This is a genomic window from Mycobacterium riyadhense (genome assembly GCF_963853645.1).
Lineage (GTDB): Bacteria > Actinomycetota > Actinomycetes > Mycobacteriales > Mycobacteriaceae > Mycobacterium > Mycobacterium riyadhense.
The window spans coordinates 154,246-173,921 of the sequence record NZ_OY970457.1 but is presented as its reverse complement, the minus strand read 5'-3'; the positions used below and the strand labels follow the sequence as shown (position 1 = coordinate 173,921).

General features: G+C 69.0%; 8 protein-coding genes and 2 pseudogenes. 6 read left to right on the top strand and 4 right to left on the bottom strand.

Annotated elements, in window-relative coordinates:
• Positions 1 to 561: 561 nt before the first annotated feature.
• Positions 562 to 1,374: a class I SAM-dependent methyltransferase gene (locus tag AADZ78_RS27670; RefSeq protein ID WP_204903581.1), complete on the bottom strand. Its 813-nt coding sequence runs from the start codon at positions 1,372 to 1,374 to the stop codon at positions 562 to 564.
• Between the two features lie 740 nt (positions 1,375 to 2,114).
• Here AADZ78_RS27670 and AADZ78_RS27665 point away from each other — a divergent pair.
• Positions 2,115 to 2,699: pseudogene (locus AADZ78_RS27665) on the top strand (IS1634 family transposase); the annotation flags it as partial.
• 118 nt (positions 2,700 to 2,817) lie between these two features.
• Here AADZ78_RS27665 and AADZ78_RS27660 read toward each other — a convergent pair.
• Genes AADZ78_RS27660 through AADZ78_RS27650 form a run of 3 tightly spaced genes read right to left on the bottom strand, consistent with a single transcriptional unit; the run spans position 2,818 to position 5,755 of the window.
• The gene (locus tag AADZ78_RS27660; protein WP_085251883.1) at positions 2,818 to 3,816 is read right to left on the bottom strand and encodes a tyrosine-type recombinase/integrase; all 999 of its coding nucleotides are present in this window, start codon (positions 3,814 to 3,816) and stop codon (positions 2,818 to 2,820) included.
• Positions 3,813 to 4,766 carry a tyrosine-type recombinase/integrase gene (locus AADZ78_RS27655; RefSeq protein ID WP_204080055.1) on the bottom strand — a complete coding sequence of 318 codons (954 nt, stop codon included), beginning with the start codon at positions 4,764 to 4,766 and terminating at the stop codon, positions 3,813 to 3,815. The genes AADZ78_RS27660 and AADZ78_RS27655 overlap by 4 nt, the downstream gene beginning before the upstream one ends.
• Positions 4,763 to 5,755 (bottom strand): tyrosine-type recombinase/integrase, encoded by a 993-nt coding sequence (locus tag AADZ78_RS27650; RefSeq protein WP_085251881.1) that lies wholly within the window; start codon positions 5,753 to 5,755, stop codon positions 4,763 to 4,765. Before AADZ78_RS27650 ends, AADZ78_RS27655 begins: the two co-directional genes overlap by 4 nt.
• A 189-nt stretch (positions 5,756 to 5,944) precedes the next feature.
• Here AADZ78_RS27650 and AADZ78_RS27645 point away from each other — a divergent pair.
• From AADZ78_RS27645 to AADZ78_RS27625, 5 genes and pseudogenes are all read left to right on the top strand, one after another.
• Positions 5,945 to 6,877, top strand: a pseudogene (locus AADZ78_RS27645) (IS1634 family transposase); the annotation flags it as partial.
• A 731-nt stretch (positions 6,878 to 7,608) separates the two neighbouring features.
• The gene (locus AADZ78_RS27640) at positions 7,609 to 15,771 is read left to right on the top strand and encodes a PE family protein (RefSeq protein ID WP_341343655.1); all 8,163 of its coding nucleotides are present in this window, start codon (positions 7,609 to 7,611) and stop codon (positions 15,769 to 15,771) included.
• Between the two features lie 57 nt (positions 15,772 to 15,828).
• A complete protein-coding gene (locus AADZ78_RS27635; protein WP_204903580.1) occupies positions 15,829 to 17,085 on the top strand; it encodes an amino acid deaminase/aldolase in 1,257 nt (418 codons plus the stop codon).
• Positions 17,086 to 17,101: 16 nt separating this feature from the next.
• Complete coding sequence (locus AADZ78_RS27630; RefSeq protein WP_085248400.1) at positions 17,102 to 18,307, top strand: M28 family peptidase; 1,206 nt, start codon at positions 17,102 to 17,104, stop codon at positions 18,305 to 18,307.
• Positions 18,304 to 19,590, top strand: a complete 1,287-nt coding sequence (locus tag AADZ78_RS27625) for a D-arabinono-1,4-lactone oxidase (protein WP_085248402.1) — start codon at positions 18,304 to 18,306, stop codon at positions 19,588 to 19,590. The genes AADZ78_RS27630 and AADZ78_RS27625 overlap by 4 nt, the downstream gene beginning before the upstream one ends.
• The last annotated feature ends 86 nt before the right edge of the window (positions 19,591 to 19,676 follow it).

Below are 19,676 nucleotides of genomic sequence, written 5' to 3'. Positions count from 1 at the left end.
TTCGGTCGACTCGTCCCAGGCTGTTGCGGGGTCGTCAACGGCGTCTGCCCCGGTCGAACGTGGCCAACGGCGCCGAGTGTCGACTGCGCTGGTTGCGATCGCAGGGTCGTGATCCTGGTTCACAGAGATGTCGGCTTCCACGAACCTCTTCCTAGACACGCGAAAATGGCACAACTTGCGACATCGCTGTCGCTGCTGACCGGACTCCATGGGCGTCGTGACAACCTAGCGGCGGCTTAAGTAGCTACGCAGCATGTCCACCGCGGCGGTGATCTGGCTGCCGTGATCCGCTCGTGACTTCGGTGTCACTGGACAACCCGCGCATTCATCCGAAACCGTGATCGGCCCGCGGCCCGCGCCCGCGTCCCGATGCCGCGGTGGACCGAATCGGCGATCAAGAAAACCTTCGAGCTTAACTGAGTATGACCACCCACCGGCAGGAATCGCCGTCGGCGGATAGGCTCTCCACGTCATCGACTTGAGGGTGGCATACCGAGCACCCGACGAAGGGCGTGGGCTCGCGCGGTTGGCCCCATGCTCGTGGCGAGGAGGTCTGGATGGTCACTCATCCTTGGTTGCGCCGTTGCGGGAGAACACGACGGTGAGCGATGGCGCGCTCAGTCGCGTCGGCGGGGGCAGGATAGCGATCCGCATACCGGGATCGGCGGCGCGGCCAAGTGCCTCGAACGCTGACGGGCTGTAGGCGCGTAGCACGCTAATCATGCCGTCGTGCAGGAACGGTCGCGTGGTAGCCCACGGCAACAGCATCAGCTGCAGCGGCAACAGCAGCGCCCACCGCAGCACCAACCGCAGCGGCGGTTGTCGCTTGAGGTCGATCACCAGGAAGTATTTCCCGACGCGGGTGGCTTCGGCGATGGCGCGGCAGGCGATCGCCGGCGGGAGGTGGTGAAACGCCTGCGCGAACACCACCAGGTCGTAGCTGTTGTCTTCGGCGTCGATGGCGGTGGCGTCAACCAGCTCGGTACGGGCCCTGGGGTGGGTGCCCAGCTCCCCGGCAGCCATGTTGGCCACCGAGGTTGGATCCACGTCGCTGGTCGTGACCGTCGCCGTCGGGTGTAGTTCGAGGATCTTCGCTGAGAGTTTGCCGTGGCCGGCGCCAAGCTCGAGGATTCGTGGATTGGGGATGTCGGAGACGAACTTCAGTGCGGTGCGGGCGGACTTCTCGTGCAGCTTGGTCAGGGTGCCCATCCAGTTGAGCATCGTGATGACCTTCTGCTTGACCTCATCGGGTACGTCGTCGCGGTCGAGGTATTCCAGTGTGTCGGTCTGGAATCGACGATCCAGCCAGGAGGCGCCCGGGCCGCCCCTCGGCATGGTGGAGATCGTCTGGTCCTGCACATCTGCTGTGCTCATGGCGGTTTTCTCCCGTGCGTCTAGTTGGAAAGTTGGTGGTTGATGATTGACGGGTGATTCGTAAGCGCGTCGCCGCTTGCCGGTGTGAGTCCGGTTCGGGTGATTGTCAGGGGCCGGCCGGTAGTCAGGCCGTTGAGGCAATCAGTGGATCGCCAGGGGGGCGTGTTACGGGGCTCAACACGGTCTAAGCGGCGGCAAGGCCCCTGGCTACGCGCCCTGCGTATGAACGCGCCTCTACGGGCGAGCCGACGACAATAGCTGAGGGCCATATAACGGATCATAGCACACCGTATTACGGATCTCCAAGAGCGGATTATTGCCGCATTTGCTGCGTAACATCCTCGAGTAGCTGCGCTGTTCTTCGGCTCACTGCTGACTTTGCTGGTATGAATCCCTATGAGGTCGACGCGGCAGGTGTAGCTGAGGACATGGGCCTCGAGTACGCCGTCGAGCTTGTGGGCATCGACCAACGTCGGGATCGGCACCGACTTTGCCTTCGACTCCCCTGACTTCCTTGACGAACTGGCCGGCAACCCTCAATTACTCGACGACAGTTGCACCCGGGTCGGGCCCACGCGGTGGATGCCGCCAGAAACATTGTTGGCGCTTGACCAGTACCCCAGTCGGCCCGACTTAGGACATTTTCTGTGGTGGCCTAGGCATGCAGGGCGTTGAACTGTGAGTTCTCTGGGTGTCAGGTTGAAATTTGCACACTAAACCCGGGGCTCTACGGTGCTGTGGTGGCCTATGTGCGCACCGTGAAGACCGCCTCGGGTGCCACCGCCGTGCAGATCGTGTGGTCCACGCGGCGTGGGTCGCGCAATATCGAGCACCTGGGCTCGGCGCACGACGATGGCGAGGTCGAAGCACTCAAGGCCGCGGCACGCCAGCGTCTGGCTGAAGGTCAAACCACCCTTGACCTCCGGCTGGGCACCACCGGCGTCGACGGTGAGCCGCTCGAGATCGTGTCCACGATGTCGACACCGTTATGGGAGTCGTTGAGTGCGGCCTACCGGGTCCTCGGCTTCGACGCGGCCACCGGCGGCGACCGGGTGTTCGGGGATCTGGTGCTGGCCCGCATCATCGAACCGACTAGCAAGGCTGACTCGTTGCGGGTCCTGGCCGAAACCGGCATCGACACCGTCGACTACCGCACGCTCACCCGTCGGCTACCGAAGTTCGCTAAACCGGCTGTGCGCCAAGCACTGTCAAAGGCGTGTGCGACCAGGGCGGGATTGGGGCCGACGTCGCTGGTGCTTTACGACGTCTCCACCTTGTACTTCGAAACCGACACCGGTGACGGGTTCCGCGAGCCCGGATTCTCCAATTATCCCGAGGCTGCGATTATGCCGAGTCCCGGGCAGCTGCGGTGGTGTTCGCGCTGTTCGGTAAGGGTTCCAGGGGCGGCTCGCGCGGCATAATCGGGCTCTCTGATGTTGGTCGTCATAGGTGTTCGAGAAAGTTGAGGAGATCGTCGGCTGGTCGGTAGCGGCCGGGGGTGGTGTTCGGCCCGGTGACGCGGTTGAGCGCACGTTCTTTGATGGTCATGTCGGCGTGCAGATAGATGTGGGTTGTGAGTGGGCTTTCGTGGCCCAGCCACAGGGCGATCACCGAAGTGTCGATGCCGGCGTGTAGCAGCGCCATCGCCGCGGTGTGGCGCAGCGTGTGTGGAGTGACGCGTTTGGCCGCGATCGATGGGCAGGTAATCGCCGCTGCGGCAGCGTGTTTGGCGACGAGACGTTGAACGGCGTCTGCCGACATCGGTGTCTTACGTTGCGTTGGAAAGGCTGGACTGCTGGCGGCAGTGCCGGCCTCTGGCAGCCAGGCCCGTAGGACGGCTGCGGTGGGCTTGGTCAGCGGTGTGCTGCGTTCCTTTCGGCCCTTTCCGGTGGTATGAACGGCTGGTCCTGGTGTCATGGTGGCGATGTCGCTGATGGTCAGCGTGGTGATCTCCGAGACGCGAAGACCGGTCGTGACGGCGGTGAGCAGCAGGGCGTGGTCGCGGCGTCCGTACCAGGTGGTGCGGTCTGGCGTGGCCAGTAGGGCCTCGGTCTCGGTGCTGGTCAGATACGACACAGTCGCGTGGTCATGGCGGCGTTGCGGGATCGCCAAGATCTGGCTGGCCGTGTCAGCGCGGTCTGGGATCAGTGGCAGCGCATAGCGGTAGAACGAGTGGATCGCGGCCAGCCGTGCGTTGCGGGTCGCGGTGCTGTTGTGGCGTTCGGTTTCAAGGTAATTCAAGAAGGCGCCGATCATCGTGGCGTCGAAGTCATCGAATGTCAGCTGCGCCGGGGATCTCTTTGTCTGGCCGGCGGCGAAGATCAGCAGAAGCTTGAAGGTGTCCCGGTAGGCCGCGACCGTTTGCGAACTGGCCTGCAGGTGACTTCGCAACCGATCGGTGAAGAACCCTTGCAGCAGCGAGCTCAGCGTCGGCGCGGTCATGGCGCCGGCTCCGTGACAGGGGCTTCGGCGTCGTTGTCGAGGCGGTCGGCGGCAAGGGCGAGCAGTTCGGGCACTGCGTGCAGATACCAGTAGGTCGAGGCGGGATCGACATGGCCGAGCCAGGTTGACAGCAGTGGCAGCCGCGCTTGAACGTCCTGACCCTCGCGGTACCAGTCGATCATTGTGGTCACGGCGAAGGTATGGCGCAGATCGTGCAGACGGACTGGCCGGTGACCCGGCGCGGTGGTCAACCCGGCGGCGGTGACGATCTCTCGGAAGGTGCCGTTGAGCCGGTCCGGGCATAGCGGTCCACGCCGGGCGTTGAGGAAAACCGTTGAGCTGGCGTGCGTGCTGGCCCCAACCCATGCTTGGCGGGCTTGCAGGTAATCAGCGATCACGGTGACGGTGCTCGGATGGATAAACACCAGCCGGGACTTGCCGAACTTCGTCTCCAGAATCTGGATCATTCCGCTAGCCAGGTTGATGTCGCTGACGGCCAGCCGGCACGCTTCGCCGGGGCGTAGCCCGGTGGCGGTCAGCAGACCGATCAATATTCGCCACGTCAACGCCTTGAACGCAGGCTCCAGAATGCTTGTCGCGGCCAGCAGTGCGCAGATGTCGTTCTGGTTGAGCACATTTGGCTGTTTTGGCCGGTAGCGCCGAGGGCGGAGTTCTTCGGCCGGGATCTGCGTGGCGGGGTCCAACGCATGCTGGTATCGGGCGAAGATCCGCACCGCATCCAACCGGCGAGCTACTAGCGCTTCACTAACCGGAACCTTCATCTGGGTTGTGGCCCATTGGATCACGAGGTCGTGGTTGACCCGGGTGGCTCCCCGTTGCTCGCAGAACGCGACGAAGCTCAGCAGCAGCTTGCTCAGGCCTTCGAGTTTGAATCCCAGCGCCCTGCGGGTGGCGAGGTAATCAGTGACGTTCTCACGCAGCGTGTTCATGACCGTGCCCCCGGCCACGGGCGCGCCAGTGCCCGGCCAGCGTCGGGGTCTGTCTTCGCTGTGATTGTCGGCCAGGGCCGGGCCAAGGGCCGCAGTGCGACGTCATCAACTTTGGCGTAAATCGCGGTCGAGCGCGCACTGCGGTGGCGCAGCACCTGACTCACCTCCGGCAGTGAGGCCCCAGAGCGCAGCATCTCCGTTGCCAGCGTGTGACGGAAACGGTGCGCGTTGATCCGCTCTAGCCCCGCGTCTTGGCACGCCGCAGCCACCAGATGCGCGATCGCTCCGGGCGATATCGGACGCCCCGCCGGCTTGACGGTGGTGAACACCGACCGCGTCGTGCATGCCGGCCTGCCATCGACTAGCCACGCCGCGATCGCCTCACCAGGTTCAGCCGGCAGAGGTAAACGCTCGACGTGGTTACCTTTGCCGACGATGGTGAGTTCTCCTGCCCGCCAGTCGATATCGTCGAGACCAAGAGCTGCGATCTCGCCTCTGCGGAGCCCGAGTCGGGCCAACAGCAGCAAGATCGCATAATCGCGCCGATCGGTGGCAGTCCAGCAGTGCCGCGCTGCGACATCCAACAGATGCTCAAGATCTGCCGCCGGCACCGCCTTGGGAAGCGACGCCAAATGCCAGGCCGCCGGAACCGGAACCGCCCCCGACAGATCCGCCGATATGCGGCCTGTGGCGTGGGCGAATCGCAGAAACGAGCGGACCGACCGCGCCATCGACTTGGCCGAATTCGTATTCCGTTCCCTGCAAAATTCGACCATGAACGCAGTGACCATGCCGGCATCCAAAAGACCCACCGAGGCCTCGGCGGACTGTGGCAATGCCTTGAGAAACTGCGCAACCTCCTTCCTGTAATTGACAACCGTTGTCGGCGCCAATCCACGCTGATGATCCAGCCAGCGCCCGTACTCGATGAGCAAATCAACTACCGGCGCGGCACGATCACCGGCATCGAAGCTGCGTGTGGGGTCCATGACTCCTCCTCCTGATGGGCAACGCAATGCACCATCAGGAAGACACACCACAACTTTTCGCGGGCCGATTATGCCGCGCGAGCCGCCCCTGGAACCCTTACCGAACAGCGCGAACACCACCGCAGCTGCCCGGGACTCGGCATAATCGCAGCCTCGGGATAATTTGAGTTATGCCGATGTCGGCATAATAGCAAGGAACGCCGCTTGGAACCCCAGATCACCATCGGCTTGCTGACCGACGCATCGGGTTTCCCGCTGGCCGTGGAGGCGTTCGAGGGCAATAAGGCCGAGACCGCGACCATGCTGCCAGTCATCAACGCGTTCAAGGCCGCCCACCAGTTGACCGATATTGTCGTGGTCGCCGACGCCGGCATGATCTCCGAAGCCAACCAGATCGCACTAAAAGCCTCCGGATTGTCATTCATCCTGGGCACCCGGATCCCGTTCGTGCCCGACGTCGTCCGCGAATGGCGCGATAAACACCCCGATCAGGAAATCACCGACGGGCAGATCTTCGTTCAGCCCTGGCCGGCGACCAGCGGCGAGAAGACCCGCGGCATCCCCGACCGCGTCGTCTACTACCAGTACCGCGCCGATCGGGCCCGGCGCACCCTGCGCGGCATCGCCGAGCAGGTCGCCAAAGCCGAGAAAGCCGTCGACGGACGGGCTCCGTTGAAACGCAACCGGTTCATCAAGCTCACCGGCGCTACCAAGACCGTCAACCGCGAGCTGGAAGCCAAGGCCCGGGGCCTGGCCGGATTGAAGGGCTACACCACCAACCTGGTCGAGCAGACCCCGGAGTTCATCATCGGCGCCTATCACCAGCTGTGGCGCATCGAGAAGAGTTTCCGGATGTCCAAGCACGACCTGCAGGCCCGCCCGGTCTACCACCACAAGCGCGAATCGATCGACGCACACCTGACCATCGTGTTCGCCGCACTGGCCGTAAGCCACTACATCGAGACCCAAACCGGCTGGAGCATCAAGAAATTCGTGCGAACCGCACGCCGCTGCCGCAGGGTCCAAATCAAAGCCGGCCGACAACTCCTGACCGCCGTCGACCCTCTACCCGACGACCTCCGCGACGCCATCGCCAAGATCAACGCGGGCCTTGCACACTAAATTGTCCTAAGTCGGGTCAATTACTCGACGACAGTTGCACCCGGGTCGGGCCCACGCGGTGGATGCCGCCAGAAACATTGTTGGCGCTTGACCAGTACCCCAGTCGGCGCAGGCGGAGCAGCGCCGACATCTACGCTCGTCCTTGGCGGCAATTTTCTATCGTGTAGCCGAACACGCATGGCATCCGAGCTCGGTCACTCAACGCCCCATAACAACAGCGACAGCTCGAGGAATTCGGACAGTATTAATACCCGATGTCACCATTTCGCTCAGGCCCCCCAAAGGATACGCGCTCGGGCGCTGGTCGCCCGCAAGGCTTCTCGCCGGAAACGATGAGCGGCGGTTGGCACAACCCGATGGATCGCCCACAGCGGGCTTGGGTGGACTTCGCCGCGGATATTTCCTGAAGGAATTCATTCTGCGGACATTGCGACGCAATCAAGATCAAATAACTGCAGGCAACTTTCGTGTGGGATTGGTGGGGTGCTGTGTGCGCCTTTCCCGGGGGTGTTCCGTTGTGGTGGTTCACGGTGAAAAGCAGTCGTCGTTGTCGTGTTTAACATTTGCTGGGCCGGGGTCGCGTGGTGGAAGTGTTTAAGACCAAGGTGTGCGCAATGCGCTGGGTTGGGTCAGCGCGGGTCGTAAAGTTTGCGTCGTCGTTGTCGTGGGTTTGGGCTGCACGGGTCGGGCCGGCAAGGGCCGGGTCGTGCTGTGTCGACAGGAGGATGGCCATGGCGTTTGTGTTCGTGTCTTCGGAGGTGTTGGCTGCGGCGGCGGCGGATTTGTCGGCGTTGGGGTCGACGATTGGTGCGGCCAGTGCGGCGGCGGCGGGGGCTACGACGGGGTTGGCTAGTGCTGCGCAGGATGAGGTGTCGGCGGCGATCGCGGGGTTGTTTTCTCAGCATGGGCGCGATTATCAGGTGTTGGCGGGGCGGGTGGCGGGGTTTCATGACGAGTTCACTCGGGCGTTGGCTGTGGGTGGGCGGGTGTATGCGGGGGCCGAGGCGGTCAATGTCGGTCAGTTGGTGCTTGATGCGGTCAACGCGCCGACTGAGGTGTTGGTGGGGCGGGCGTTGATTGGTGATGGTGCTGATGGGGCTAGTGGTGCGGTGGGTCAGCGTGGTGGTGATGGTGGGTTGTTGTTCGGTAGTGGGGGTAGTGGGGGTAGTAGCAGTGATCCGGGGGCGGCCGGGGGTGCGGGGGGTTCGGCGGGGTTGATCGGCAATGGTGGGGCCGGCGGAACGGGTGGGGCCGGGGGGACTGGTGGTGCCGGGGGCCGTGGCGGGTTGGTGTTGGGCAATGGTGGGGCTGGTGGGGCCGGTGGGAGTTCGACCGCGGTGGGGGCCACCGGTGGGATGGGTGGTGTTGGTGGTGCGACGGGGTTGTTTGGCCATGGCGGGGCGGGTGGGGCCGGTGGGGCCGACACCGTTGGTCATGGTGGTGACGGTGCTGCCGGGGGGCGCGGCGGCTGGCTTGTGGGTAACGGTGGTGCGGGTGGGGTTGGTGGGGCTGGCAGCATCTCGGGTGGTACCGGCGGGGCCGGTGGTAGCTCCGCGCTGTGGGGTCAGGGCGCTCAGGGTGGGGCTGGTGGGGCGGCCAGTGCGGGTGATGGTGCTGGCGGGGCGGGTGGGGCCGGTGGTCATGCCACCGTGGTGGGTTCCGGTGGTGCGGGTGGGGCCGGCGGCAGCAGCCCTGACGGTGATGGTGGTGCTGGTGGGGCTGCGGGGCGCGGCGGCTGGCTGGTCGGCAGTGGCGGGGCCGGCGGGGCCGGCGGGTCTGGTAGCACGAGCGGTGGGGCTGGCGGGGCCGGCGGCGACTCTGCGCTGGTGGGTCGGGGCGGGGTCGGCGGGGCTGGTGGGGCCGCTAGCGGTGGCGGCGGTCAGGGCGGGGCCGGCGGGGCCGCGGGCAGGGCCGGGTTGCTGGGGTCCGGCGGGGTCGGTGGGGCCGGTGGGAGCAGCCCCAGCGGTGATGGTGGTGATGGTGGGGCCGGGGGCCGCGGTGGGTGGCTTGTCGGTAACGGCGGGGCTGGTGGGGTCGGCGGCAACGGTGGTGTGAGCGCCGGGAACGGCGCTGTCGGCGGTAATTCTGTGGTGTTTGGTCTAGGTGGTGATGGCGGTGCCGGTGGGGCGGGTAGCAGTGCCGGTGGTCATGGTGGGGCTGGGGGTCGTGGTGGGTGGCTGGTGGGCTCCGGGGGTGTTGGTGGGGCCGGTGGTGATGGCGGCGACACCGGTGGTCATGGCGGGGCCGGTGGGGATTCGGTGGTGTGGGGTCATGGTGGGCGTGGCGGGACTGGTGGTGATGGTGGCATTAGTGGTGGTCATGGTGGTGATGGCGGCGAGGCGTTGGTGGTGGGTCATGGTGGGCGCGGTGGGGCCGGTGGGACCGGTGGTGGTGATGGTGGTGATGGTGGGCGCAGTGGGTGGCTGCTGGGGGCCGGGGGTAGTGGTGGGGTGGGCGGGGCCGGGCATGCTGGTGGGGCGGGTCAAGATGGCGGTGACGGCGGTGATGGTGGTCGCGGTGGGGCCGGTGGGTGGTTCGGGTGGGCCGGTGATGGCGGCACCGGCGGGGTCGGTGGTGCTGGTGGGGCCGGGGTGGATGGGTTGGCCGATGAGGTCGGCGGCGATGGCGGGGCCGGTGGGGCTGGTGGGGTCGGTGGGGCTGGGGGTCAGCGTCCGCTGGTGTTCGGTGTTGCTGGTGATGGGGGCAGCGGTGGTGGTGGTGGGGCCGGCGGTGCCGGTGGGGCCGGTGGGGCGGGTACCAGCGCTGCGGGTGCTGGCGGCGGTGCCGGTGGTGATGGTGGAGCGGCCGGGGTGGGTGGGGCTGCTGGCGGTGGTGGCGGTGGGGCCGCGGGCAACGCGGGTGCTGGCGGCAAGGGCGGTGATGGTGGTGATGGTGGTGCCGGTGCGGCCGGTGTCGACGCCGCCGGGGGTTCGGGCGCCGATGGTGGTGTCGGGTTTGCTGGGGGTGCTGGTGGTGTCGGCGGCCAGGGCGGCAGCAGCGGTGTTGGTGGTGTCAACGGCGCCGGTGGTCAGGGCGGTGATGGCGGTGTCGGTGGCCAAGGCGGCGCTGGTGGATCGGGTGTCGACGCCGCCGGTGGTGACGGTGGGGCCGGCGGTCAAGGTGGTGCGGCCGGCGCCGGCGGTGCCGCGGGTAGCGGCGGGACTGGTGGGGCCGCGGGCGGCTTCGGTGACGGCGGTACCGGCGGCAAGGGCGGTGCTGGTGGGGCCGGGGACAGCGGCACGGATGCGGCCGTGGGTTCGGGTGCGGCCGGCGGGGCCGGGTTCGCCGGCGGCGCCGGCGGGGCCGGTGGCCAGGGCGGCAGCAGTGGTGCTGGTGGCACTAACGGCAGCGGCGGCCAAGGCGGCACCGGCGGCACCGGCGGCCAAGGCGGTGCTGGTGGATCGGGTGTCGATGCCGCCGGTGGTGACGGTGGTGTTGGTGGGGCCGGTGGGGCGGCCGGCCTCGGTGGTGCTGTGGGCAGCGGCGGGACCGGTGGGGCCGCGGGTAAGGCGGGTACCGGCGGCCAGGGTGGCGCCGGCGGTGCTGGTGGTGCCGGTGACAGTGGTGCGGATGCGGCCGTGGGTTCGGGTGCGGTCGGCGGGGTCGGGTTTGCGGGCGGTGCTGGTGGGGCCGGCGGCCAGGGCGGCAGCAGTGGTGCTGGTGGTGTCAATGGCACCGGTGGTCAGGGCGGTAGCGGCGGCACCGGCGGCCAAGGCGGGGCCGGTGGATCCGGTATCGACGCGGCCGGCGGTGACGGCGGTGTTGGTGGGGCCGGTGGGGCGGCCGGCCTCGGCGGTGCTGTGGGCAGCGGCGGGACCGGTGGGGCCGCGGGTAAGGCGGGTACCGGCGGCCAGGGTGGCGCTGGGGGTAACGGTGGTGCCGGTGACAGTGGTGCGGACGCGGCCGTGGGTTCGGGTGCGGTCGGCGGGGTCGGGTTTGCGGGCGGGGCTGGCGGGGCCGGCGGCCAGGGCGGCAGCAGTGGTGCTGGTGGTGTCAATGGCACCGGTGGTCAGGGCGGTAGCGGCGGCACCGGCGGCCAAGGCGGGGCCGGTGGATCCGGTATCGACGCGGCCGGCGGTGACGGCGGTGTTGGTGGGGCCGGTGGGGCGGCCGGCCTCGGCGGTGCTGTGGGCAGCGGCGGGACCGGTGGGGCCGCGGGTAAGGCGGGTACCGGCGGCCAGGGCGGCGCTGGGGGTAACGGTGGGGCCGGTGACAGTGGTGCGGATGCGGCCGTGGGTTCGGGCGCGATCGGCGGGGCCGGGTTTGCTGGTGGGGCCGGCGGCCAGGGCGGCGCCGGTGGCGCCAGCGGTGTTGGTGGTGTCAACGGCACCGGTGGTCAGGGCGGCACCGGCGGCACCGGCGGCCAAGGCGGGGCCGGTGGATCCGGTATCGATGCCGCTGGTGGTGACGGTGGTGTCGGTGGCAAAGGCGGGGCGGCCGGCCTCGGTGGTGCGGCGGGTATCGGCGGGACTGGTGGGGCCGCGGGCGGCTTCGGTGACGGCGGCACCGGTGGACAAGGCGGTGTCGGTGGGGCCGGTGACAGCGGTGTGGATGCGTTGGTGGGTTCGGGTGCGGTCGGCGGGGTTGGGTTTGCTGGCGGGGCCGGTGGGGCCGGCGGCCAGGGCGGCAATAGCGGTGTTGGTGGTGTCAATGGCACCGGTGGTCAGGGCGGTACCGGCGGTACCGGCGGTCAAGGTGGTGCTGGCGGATCGGGCACCGATGCCGCCGGCGGTGACGGCGGTATCGGCGGCCAAGGTGGGGCGGCCGGCCTCGGTGGTGCGGCGGGTATCGGCGGGACTGGTGGGGCCGCGGGCGGCTTCGGTACCGGCGGTACCGGCGGTGTCGGCGGGACTGGTGGGGCCGGTGGAAGTGGTGTTGATGCGTTGGTCGGTTCGGGCGCGGCTGGTGGTGTTGGGTTTGCTGGCGGTGCCGGTGGTCAGGGTGGTGCGGGTGGCAATAGCGGCGCTGGCGGTGTCAATGGCACCGGCGGTACTGGCGGTATCGGCGGTACCGGCGGCCAAGGTGGGGCTGGCGGATCGGGCACCAACGCCGACGGGGGTGACGGTGGTGTTGGTGGTCAAGGCGGGGCGGCCGGCCTCGGTGGTGCGGCGGGTATAGGCGGGACTGGTGGGGCCGCGGGCGGTTTCGGTGACGGCGGCACCGGCGGCAAGGGCGGTGTCGGTGGGGCCGGTGACAGTGGTGTGGATGCGTTGGTGGGTTCGGGCGCGGCCGGTGGGGCCGGGTTCGCCGGCGGCGCCGGTGGGGCCGGTGGCCAGGGCGGCAGCAGCGGTGCCGGTGGTGCTAATGGCACCGGTGGTCAAGGCGGCACCGGCGGCGCCGGCGGTCAAGGTGGTGCTGGCGGATCGGGCACCGATGCCGCTGGTGGTGACGGTGGTGTTGGCGGCCAGGGCGGGGCGGCCGGTTCGGGCGGTTCGGCGGGTAGCGGTGGGACTGGTGGGGCCGCGGGCGGCTTCGGTGACGGCGGCGCTGGCGGCAAGGGCGGTGCCGGTGGAGCCGGGGACAATGGTGTGGATGGGGCCAGTGGTTCGGGTGCGACCGGTGGTGAAGGGTTTGCTGGCGGGGCCGGTGGGCAGGGCGGCGCCGGCGGCAGTAGCGGCGCTGGTGGTGTAAACGGCACCGGTGGTCAGGGCGGTACCGGCGGTACCGGCGGCCAAGGTGGTGCTGGTGGATCGGGCACCGATGCCGCCGGCGGTGACGGTGGTGTTGGCGGCCAGGGCGGGGCGGCCGGTTCGGGCGGTTCGGCGGGTAGCGGTGGGACTGGTGGGGCCGCGGGCGGCTTCGGTGACGGCGGTACCGGCGGCAAGGGCGGTGCCGGTGGAGCCGGGGACAATGGTGTGGATGGGGCCATTGGTTCGGGTGCGACCGGTGGTGTCGGGTTTGCTGGCGGGGCCGGTGGGCAGGGCGGCGCCGGCGGCAATAGCGGCGCCGGTGGTGTAAACGGCACCGGTGGTCAAGGCGGCACCGGCGGGACTGGCGGTCAAGGCGGCACCGGCGGGTCAGGCACCGCTACCACCGGCGCCGCCGGCGGCCAAGGCGGCGACGGTGGCGACGGTGGGGCCGGCGGAGCGGCTGGCGCTGGCGGCGTGGCCGGTACCGGCGGCACCGGCGGCACGGCGGGCGGCATCGGTGACGGAGGAGACGGCGGCGCCGGTGGTGTTGGTGGTACGGGCGGCAGCGGGAGCAACGGCGACATATCCTCCCATCCCGCCGGCTACGCGGGCGGCGACGGGGGCGCGGGCGGGGCCGGCGGCAAAGGCGGTGACAGCGCCGCTGGCGGGACAAACGGTGATGGTGGCGCAGGCGGAACCGGCGGCCAGGGCGGCCAAGCCGGCCACGGCACCAGTGGGAGCCCGCTCTTGGGCCCCGGTGATGGCGGCCAAGGGGGTGCAGGCGGCGTTGGTGGCACTGGCGGCGACGCGGGCACCGGTGGCGCAGGCGGGGTCGCAGGTGCCGGCGCCAATGGCGGGGCCGGGGGCAATGGCGGGGTAGGCGGCACCGGCTACGGAAGCAACGGCCCCGCCGGTCCCGGGGGCCAAGGCGGCAATGGAGGTGTCGGTGGCGCTGGTGGTCAAGGCGGCGCGGCTGCCGCTGGCGGTCTCAACGGCGACGGAGGTCAAGGCGGTGACGGCGGTACTGCTGGGAACGGTGGGGCCGGCGGCTCTAGCACCGGCGGCTCGGTCGGCCCCGATGGCGGCGCCGGCGGGGACGGTGGGGCAGGTGGGAACGCCGGCCTGGGAGGAGCCGCGGGCACTGGTGCAGGTAGTGCCGGCACCGCCGGGAACGCGGGTAACGGCGGGAACGGCGGTCAAGGCGGTAACGGCGGGGAAGGTGGTGCTGGCGCCACCGGTATCGGCCTGGGTGCAGGTGGCGATGGCGGGGCCGCCGGCAACGGCGGCGCTGGCGGCAACAGTGGCGTCGGCGGCACCAATGGTGCTGGGGGCCAAGGCGGCAATGGCGGTGCCGGCGGCGACGGCGCGACCGGTGCCGCGGGCAGCGGCAGTGCGGGCGGCGCCGGCGGTAACGGTGGCGATGGCGGCACCGCTGGCACGGGCGGGGCTGCCGGGACCGGCGGCACCGGCGGCACGGCGGGCGGCGTAGGTACCGGCGGCCAGGGCGGTGACGGCGGCACCGGTGGGACCGGCGGCAGCGGCACCGCCGGGGCCAGCGGTACGGGCGCAACCGGCGGAGAAGGGTTTGCCGGTGGTACCGGAGGGGCCGGCGGCGCGGGCGGAAGCGCCGCTGTCGGCGGGGTCAACGGCGATGGTGGTCTCGGTGGCGCCGGTGGGCAAGGCGGCACCGGAGGTGCCGGTTCCGATTCTGACGGAGACACCGTGGGCGGCGATGGCGGCCTCGGCGGTGGCGGCGGGCAAGGCGGCATCGGCGGCTCCGCCGGCGGCGGTGCTGGTGCGGCCGGCAACGCGGGCGATGGCGGGCAAGGTGGCACCGGCGGTACCGGCGGCAAGGGCGGTCTCGGGTTCGCAACGAACCCCTCCGGCAACGGTGGCGTCGGCGGTGGCGGCGGCAACGGCGGGACCGGCGGGAACGCCACCGTCGGCGGCGCCAACGGCTCCGGTGGCGCCGGCGGTACCGGCGGCATGGGCGGTGCGGCCGGCGCCACCAACACCGCTGGCAGCAACGGGGGCGACGGCGGCATTGGGGGCAACGGCGGCGACGCTGGCGCCGGCACCGGCACCGCCGGCAACGGCGGCGACGGCGGCGACGGCGGCGCCGGGGCTAACGGGGGTGCCGCTGCGAGCGAATTTGGAGTCACTGTCGAGCAGGGTGGGGATGGCGGCAACGGCGGTGCTGGCGGCACCGGTGGGAACGCCCCCGTCGGCGGCCTCAACGGGAGCGGGGGCAAAGGCGGTGCCGGCGGCTCCGGCGGCTCCGGCAGCTTTGCCTTCACCAGTAGCTCCGGTACCGCCGGTGGGGCAGGAGGGGCCGGCGGCGACGGCGGCACCGGTGGGAGCCCCGGCTCCGGCGCAGGAACCGCAGGCAGCGGCGGCGGCGGCGGCCTGGGCGGAAACGGCGGCGACGGCGGCGACGGTGCTACCAACAGCGGCGGGGTTGGCGGCACCGGTGGTGACGGCGGCGCGGCCGGCACCGGTGGCCAAGGCGGTGCGGCTGCCGGCAGCGGCACCAACGGCGACGGCGGCGATGGAGGTGTCGGCGGCACGGGTGGTGACGGCGGCGCCAGCGGCACGGGCAGCAGCAGCCCGGGCTTCCAAGGCGGCACGGGCGGCAAAGGCGGCACCGGCGGCGACGGCGGCCAGGCAGGCGGCGGTGCAGGCACCGCCGGTGCCGCGGGTAACGGCGGTGCCGGTGGCATCGGTGGCCAAGGTGGTACGGGCGGCGACGGCGGCGCGGGGAACTTCGACGGTGGCCAAGGCGGCACCGGCGGCGCCGGAGGTGCCGCCGGCAACGGCGCCGACGGCATCACACCTGGCGGCAGCGGCGGCGCGGGCGGCTCCGGCGGTGCTGGCGGTGAAGGCGGTGTCGGTGGTGACCCCTCCGGCTCCGGGAACTCCGGGGCCGGCGGCAATGGCGGCGACGGCGGCGTCGGCGGTACCGGCGGCAACGGCGCGACCGGTGGCGATGGCGGCACCGGCGGTAGCGGGGGCGTCGGCGGCAACGGCCTGGCCGGTGTGCAATTCGGCGGCAACGGCGGCAATGGCGGCAACGGCGGGAACGCCGGCGCTGCAGGGGCCGGCGGTAACGGCGCCAATGGCGGCGACGGCGGCGACGGCGGCGACGGCGGCAGCGGCGAAGGCGCTGGCGATGGCGGCTTCGGCGGCGCCGGGGGCCTCGGCGGTGTTGGCACCCCACCCGGCGGCGTCAACGGCACGGATGGAGCGCAGGGCACTGACGGTTAACTCACCGGAGCGGGCTTCGAGGATGTTTGTGGCTGGCGCCAGCACGTGAAAGCGCCTATGAGAGGCGACCCATATTCAGTAGGCTGTCGTGAACAATGTTCGAACGGGCCGGTCAGGCTGGACGCGGCGGGCCGGTTGCAGCGCTACGAAGAAGCGTTCGCCGACCACGATGCGCCCTTTGCGTTCGTAGACCTTGACGCAATGTGGGGAAATGCCGAGCAGATGCTCGCGCGCGCCGGTGACAAGCCGATCCGGGTGGCGTCGAAATCCTTGCGCTGCAGGCCGATACAACGCGAAATCCTCGATGCCAATGCAAGATTCGACGGCTTGATGACATTCACCCTGCCGGAGACCTTGTGGCTGGCGGGCCACGGCTTCGACAACCTGTTGCTTGGCTATCCGACCAGCGACCGCGCGGCACTGCGCGAACTTGGCGAGCTAACAGCCAAGGATCCCGGTGGCGCGCCGGTCGTGATGGTCGACAGCATCGAGCACCTGGACGTGATCGAAAGCGCCACCGCCAGGCCCATCCGGCTGTGTATTGACCTCGACGCGGGCTATTGGCGTGCCTGGGGGCGCGTGAAAATCGGCCCCAAGCGCTCACCCCTGCACACACCCGAACAAGCCCGCGCGCTGGCTGTGGAGATCGCGAGGCGACCGGCGCTGCAACTGGTCGCGCTGATGTCTTACGAGGGTCACATTGCGGGGTTCGGTGACAAGGTCGCCGGCAAACGCGCGCAAAACGCCATTGTGGGGTGGATGCAGCGCCAGTCGATCGCGGAGTTGCGCGAGCGCCGCGCCCGCGCGGTTGAGCTGGTCCGCGATGTCGCGGACCTCAAGATCGTCAACGCCGGCGGCACCGGCGACTTGCAACTGGTGGCACAAGAGCCGGCGATCACCGAGGCAACGGCCGGCTCGGGGTTTTATGCGCCGACGCTTTTCGATTCGTACTCGACGTTCACGTTGCAGCCCGCGGCGATGTTCGCGCTTCCGGTATGTCGCCGGCCCGACGCGAAGACGGTGACCGCGCTCGGCGGTGGCTATCTGGCTAGCGGAGTTGGCGCTAAGGATCGCATGCCCACGCCCTACCTGCCGACGGGACTGAAGCTCGACCCGATGGAGGGCACGGGCGAGGTGCAGACGCCGTTGCACGGTGATGCTGCTCGGCGGTTGAAGGTGGGCGATAAGGTCTACTTCCGCCACACGAAAGCCGGCGAACTGTGTGAGCGGTTCGACCGCCTGCACTTGGTGCGTGGCGCGCAGATCGTCGACACTGTCCCCACCTACCGCGGTGAGGGGCGCACATTCCTGTGAAGCCGAAGGAGAGGTAATGACAGCGATCACCGCAGTGCCGACCGAGCTGGCCACGATGCGTGAGGTCGTGGAGACTCTCGCACCGATCGAACGGGCGGCCGGCGAGCCGGGCGAGCACCAGGCGGCCCAGTGGATCGTCGAGCGTTTGTTCACGGCGGGTGCACGCGATCCGCATATCGAAGAGGAGCAGTTCTACGACGGCTATCCACGGCTGCACGCCAAGCTGGCGGCGGTCGGGGTAGGGGCTGCCATCGCGGGCTTGCGTAGCCGGCGCCTGCGTGTACCTGCTGCGCTGGCGGGCCTGGGCGCGGCACTGGCGATCGCCGACGACTGTTCCAACGGGGTGCGGTTGGCGCGCAGGACGCTACAGAAGCCGCGAACGACATGGAACGTCGTGGCCGAAGCCGGCGATCCGGCCGGCGAGCACACGGTTGTGGTGTGTGCTCACCACGATGCTGCGCGCACTGGCTTGTTCTTCGATCAGGGTGTCCAGCAATACCTCGTCGAGCGATTTCCCGGGATCGCTGAGCGAGTGGACACCTCGCCGCCGCTCTGGTGGCCACCGATCCTGGCTCCCGCCCTCGCCGGTGTAGGCGCGCTGCGCGGCAGCCGCAAGATGATGATCGCTGGAGCCGCGATGAGCGCGGTCGCGGCCGCCGTTTTCGCCGATATCGCCCGCAGTCCGGTCGTTCCTGGGGCCAACGACAATCTGTCGGCCGTGGCATTGCTCGTCGCGTTGGCCGAGCGGCTGCTGGAGCGGCCGGTAGTCGGGGTGCGGGTGGTGTTGGTGTCGCTTGGGGCCGAGGAAGTACTGCAGGGCGGCATCTATGGCTTCCTGGCGCGGCACAAATCCGAGCTGAACCGTGATCGGACTTACTTCCTGAATTTCGATACGGTCGGCTCGCCGGAGCTTGTCATGCTCGAGGGCGAGGGCACCACAGTCATGGAGGATTACCATCATCGGCCATTCCGCGATTTGGTAATGCGCGCCGCCGAGCGCGCCGACGCACCCCTGCGCCGCGGCATGCGGTCGCGCAACAGCACCGACGCGGTGCTCATGAGCCGCGCGGGCTACCCGACCGCCTGCTTCTCTTCGATCGACCGCCACAAGGAGCTGTCGAACTATCACCTCATGTCGGACACGCCCGAGAACCTCGTCTACGAGACGGTGATGCACGCGGTCACTGTCGCCGAGTCGGTGGTGCGGGAGCTGGCGCGGTGAGCCTGCGGTGGGGCAACTGGGCGCGCGAGCAGTTCTGTGCGCCGTTGGCGATCGCGCGGCCGGCGTCGGAGGCCGAGCTGGTCGATGTGGTTGCGCGTGCGGCACAACGCGGTGAACGGGTGCGCGCGGTCGGCACGGGCCATTCGTTTACCGACTGTGCATGCACAGACGGGGTGATGATCGACATGTCGGGCCTGCAGCGGGTCATTGAGGTGGATCGGTCGAGCGGGTTGGTGACGATCGAGGGCGGCGCGAAGCTACATTCGCTAGGTCCGCAGTTGGCCGCGCACGGGCTGGGGCTGGAGAACCAGGGCGATATTGATGCGCAGTCGATCACCGGGGCCACCGCAACAGCCACCCACGGGACGGGCGCGCGCTTTACGAATCTGTCGGCGCAGATTGTGGCGCTGCGGCTCGTCACCGCCAATGGCGATGTCTTGAGCCTGTCGCAAGGTGATGACTATCTGGCGGCGCGGGTTTCGCTCGGTGCACTGGGAGTGATCTCACAGGTCACCGTGCAGACGGTGCCGCTGTACACGTTGCATCGCCGTGATGAACGGCGTCCATTAACCGAGACACTAGAGCGGCTCGACGAATACGTCGATGGCAACGACCATTTCGAGTTCTATGTGTTCCCGTACGGGGAAACAGCGTGGACGCGCTCGACTCGCCGCAGCGGCGACAATCCGACCCCGACGCCGCGGTGGAGACGTCGCCTTAACGATGGCCTGGAGAACGGCGTGGTGAGTCTGATCTGCCGAGCAGGACGGCGTTGCCCGCGTGCCGCGCCGGAAGTTAACCGCCTGATGACGAGCTTGATGCCGCCGTCGACGGTCCGCGATCACGCTTACAAGGTGTATGCGTCGATGCGCCAGGTCAGGTTCACCGAGATGGAATACGCGATCCCGCGCGAACATGCACGTTCCGCGACCGAGCGTGTCATCGATGTGGTGCGCCGTCGCCAGCTACCGATTTTGTTGCCGCTCGAGGTGCGATTCTCGGCTCCCGACGACGCCTTCCTGTCGACCGCGCAGGGGCGCGATACCTGCTATATCGCCGTCCATCAATACACCGGCATGGAGTTCGAGACCTATTTCCGTGCCGTCGAGGAGATCATGGACGAGTATGCGGGACGACCGCATTGGGGCAAGCGGCATTACCAGACCGCGGCCACGCTTCGCGAGCGCTATCCGAACTGGGACCGCTTCGCCGCGGTCCGCGACCGCCTCGATCCCAACCGGGTCTTTCTCAACGACTACACCAGACGTGTGCTGGGCAAGTGATTCGCCGGCCACCTACGCCTAAGCCTAAGACCAGCTGCCACATGCGATTACGACCGTGTCTGGCCGAGTTCCACTTGTACCAACAC

What these genes read in the sequence shown, in the direction of transcription:
- AADZ78_RS27630 (WP_085248400.1), top strand. Translation starts at nt 17,102, where the DNA reads ATGACAGCGATCACCGCAGTGCCGACCGAGCTGGCCACGATGCGTGAG.
- AADZ78_RS27660 (WP_085251883.1), bottom strand. Translation starts at nt 3,816, where the DNA reads ATGACCGCGCCGACGCTGAGCTCGCTGCTGCAAGGGTTCTTCACCGAT.
- AADZ78_RS27655 (WP_204080055.1), bottom strand. Translation starts at nt 4,766, where the DNA reads ATGAACACGCTGCGTGAGAACGTCACTGATTACCTCGCCACCCGCAGG.
- AADZ78_RS27635 (WP_204903580.1), top strand. Translation starts at nt 15,829, where the DNA reads ATGAGAGGCGACCCATATTCAGTAGGCTGTCGTGAACAATGTTCGAAC.
- AADZ78_RS27640 (WP_341343655.1), top strand. Translation starts at nt 7,609, where the DNA reads ATGGCGTTTGTGTTCGTGTCTTCGGAGGTGTTGGCTGCGGCGGCGGCG.
- AADZ78_RS27650 (WP_085251881.1), bottom strand. Translation starts at nt 5,755, where the DNA reads ATGGACCCCACACGCAGCTTCGATGCCGGTGATCGTGCCGCGCCGGTA.
- AADZ78_RS27670 (WP_204903581.1), bottom strand. Translation starts at nt 1,374, where the DNA reads ATGAGCACAGCAGATGTGCAGGACCAGACGATCTCCACCATGCCGAGG.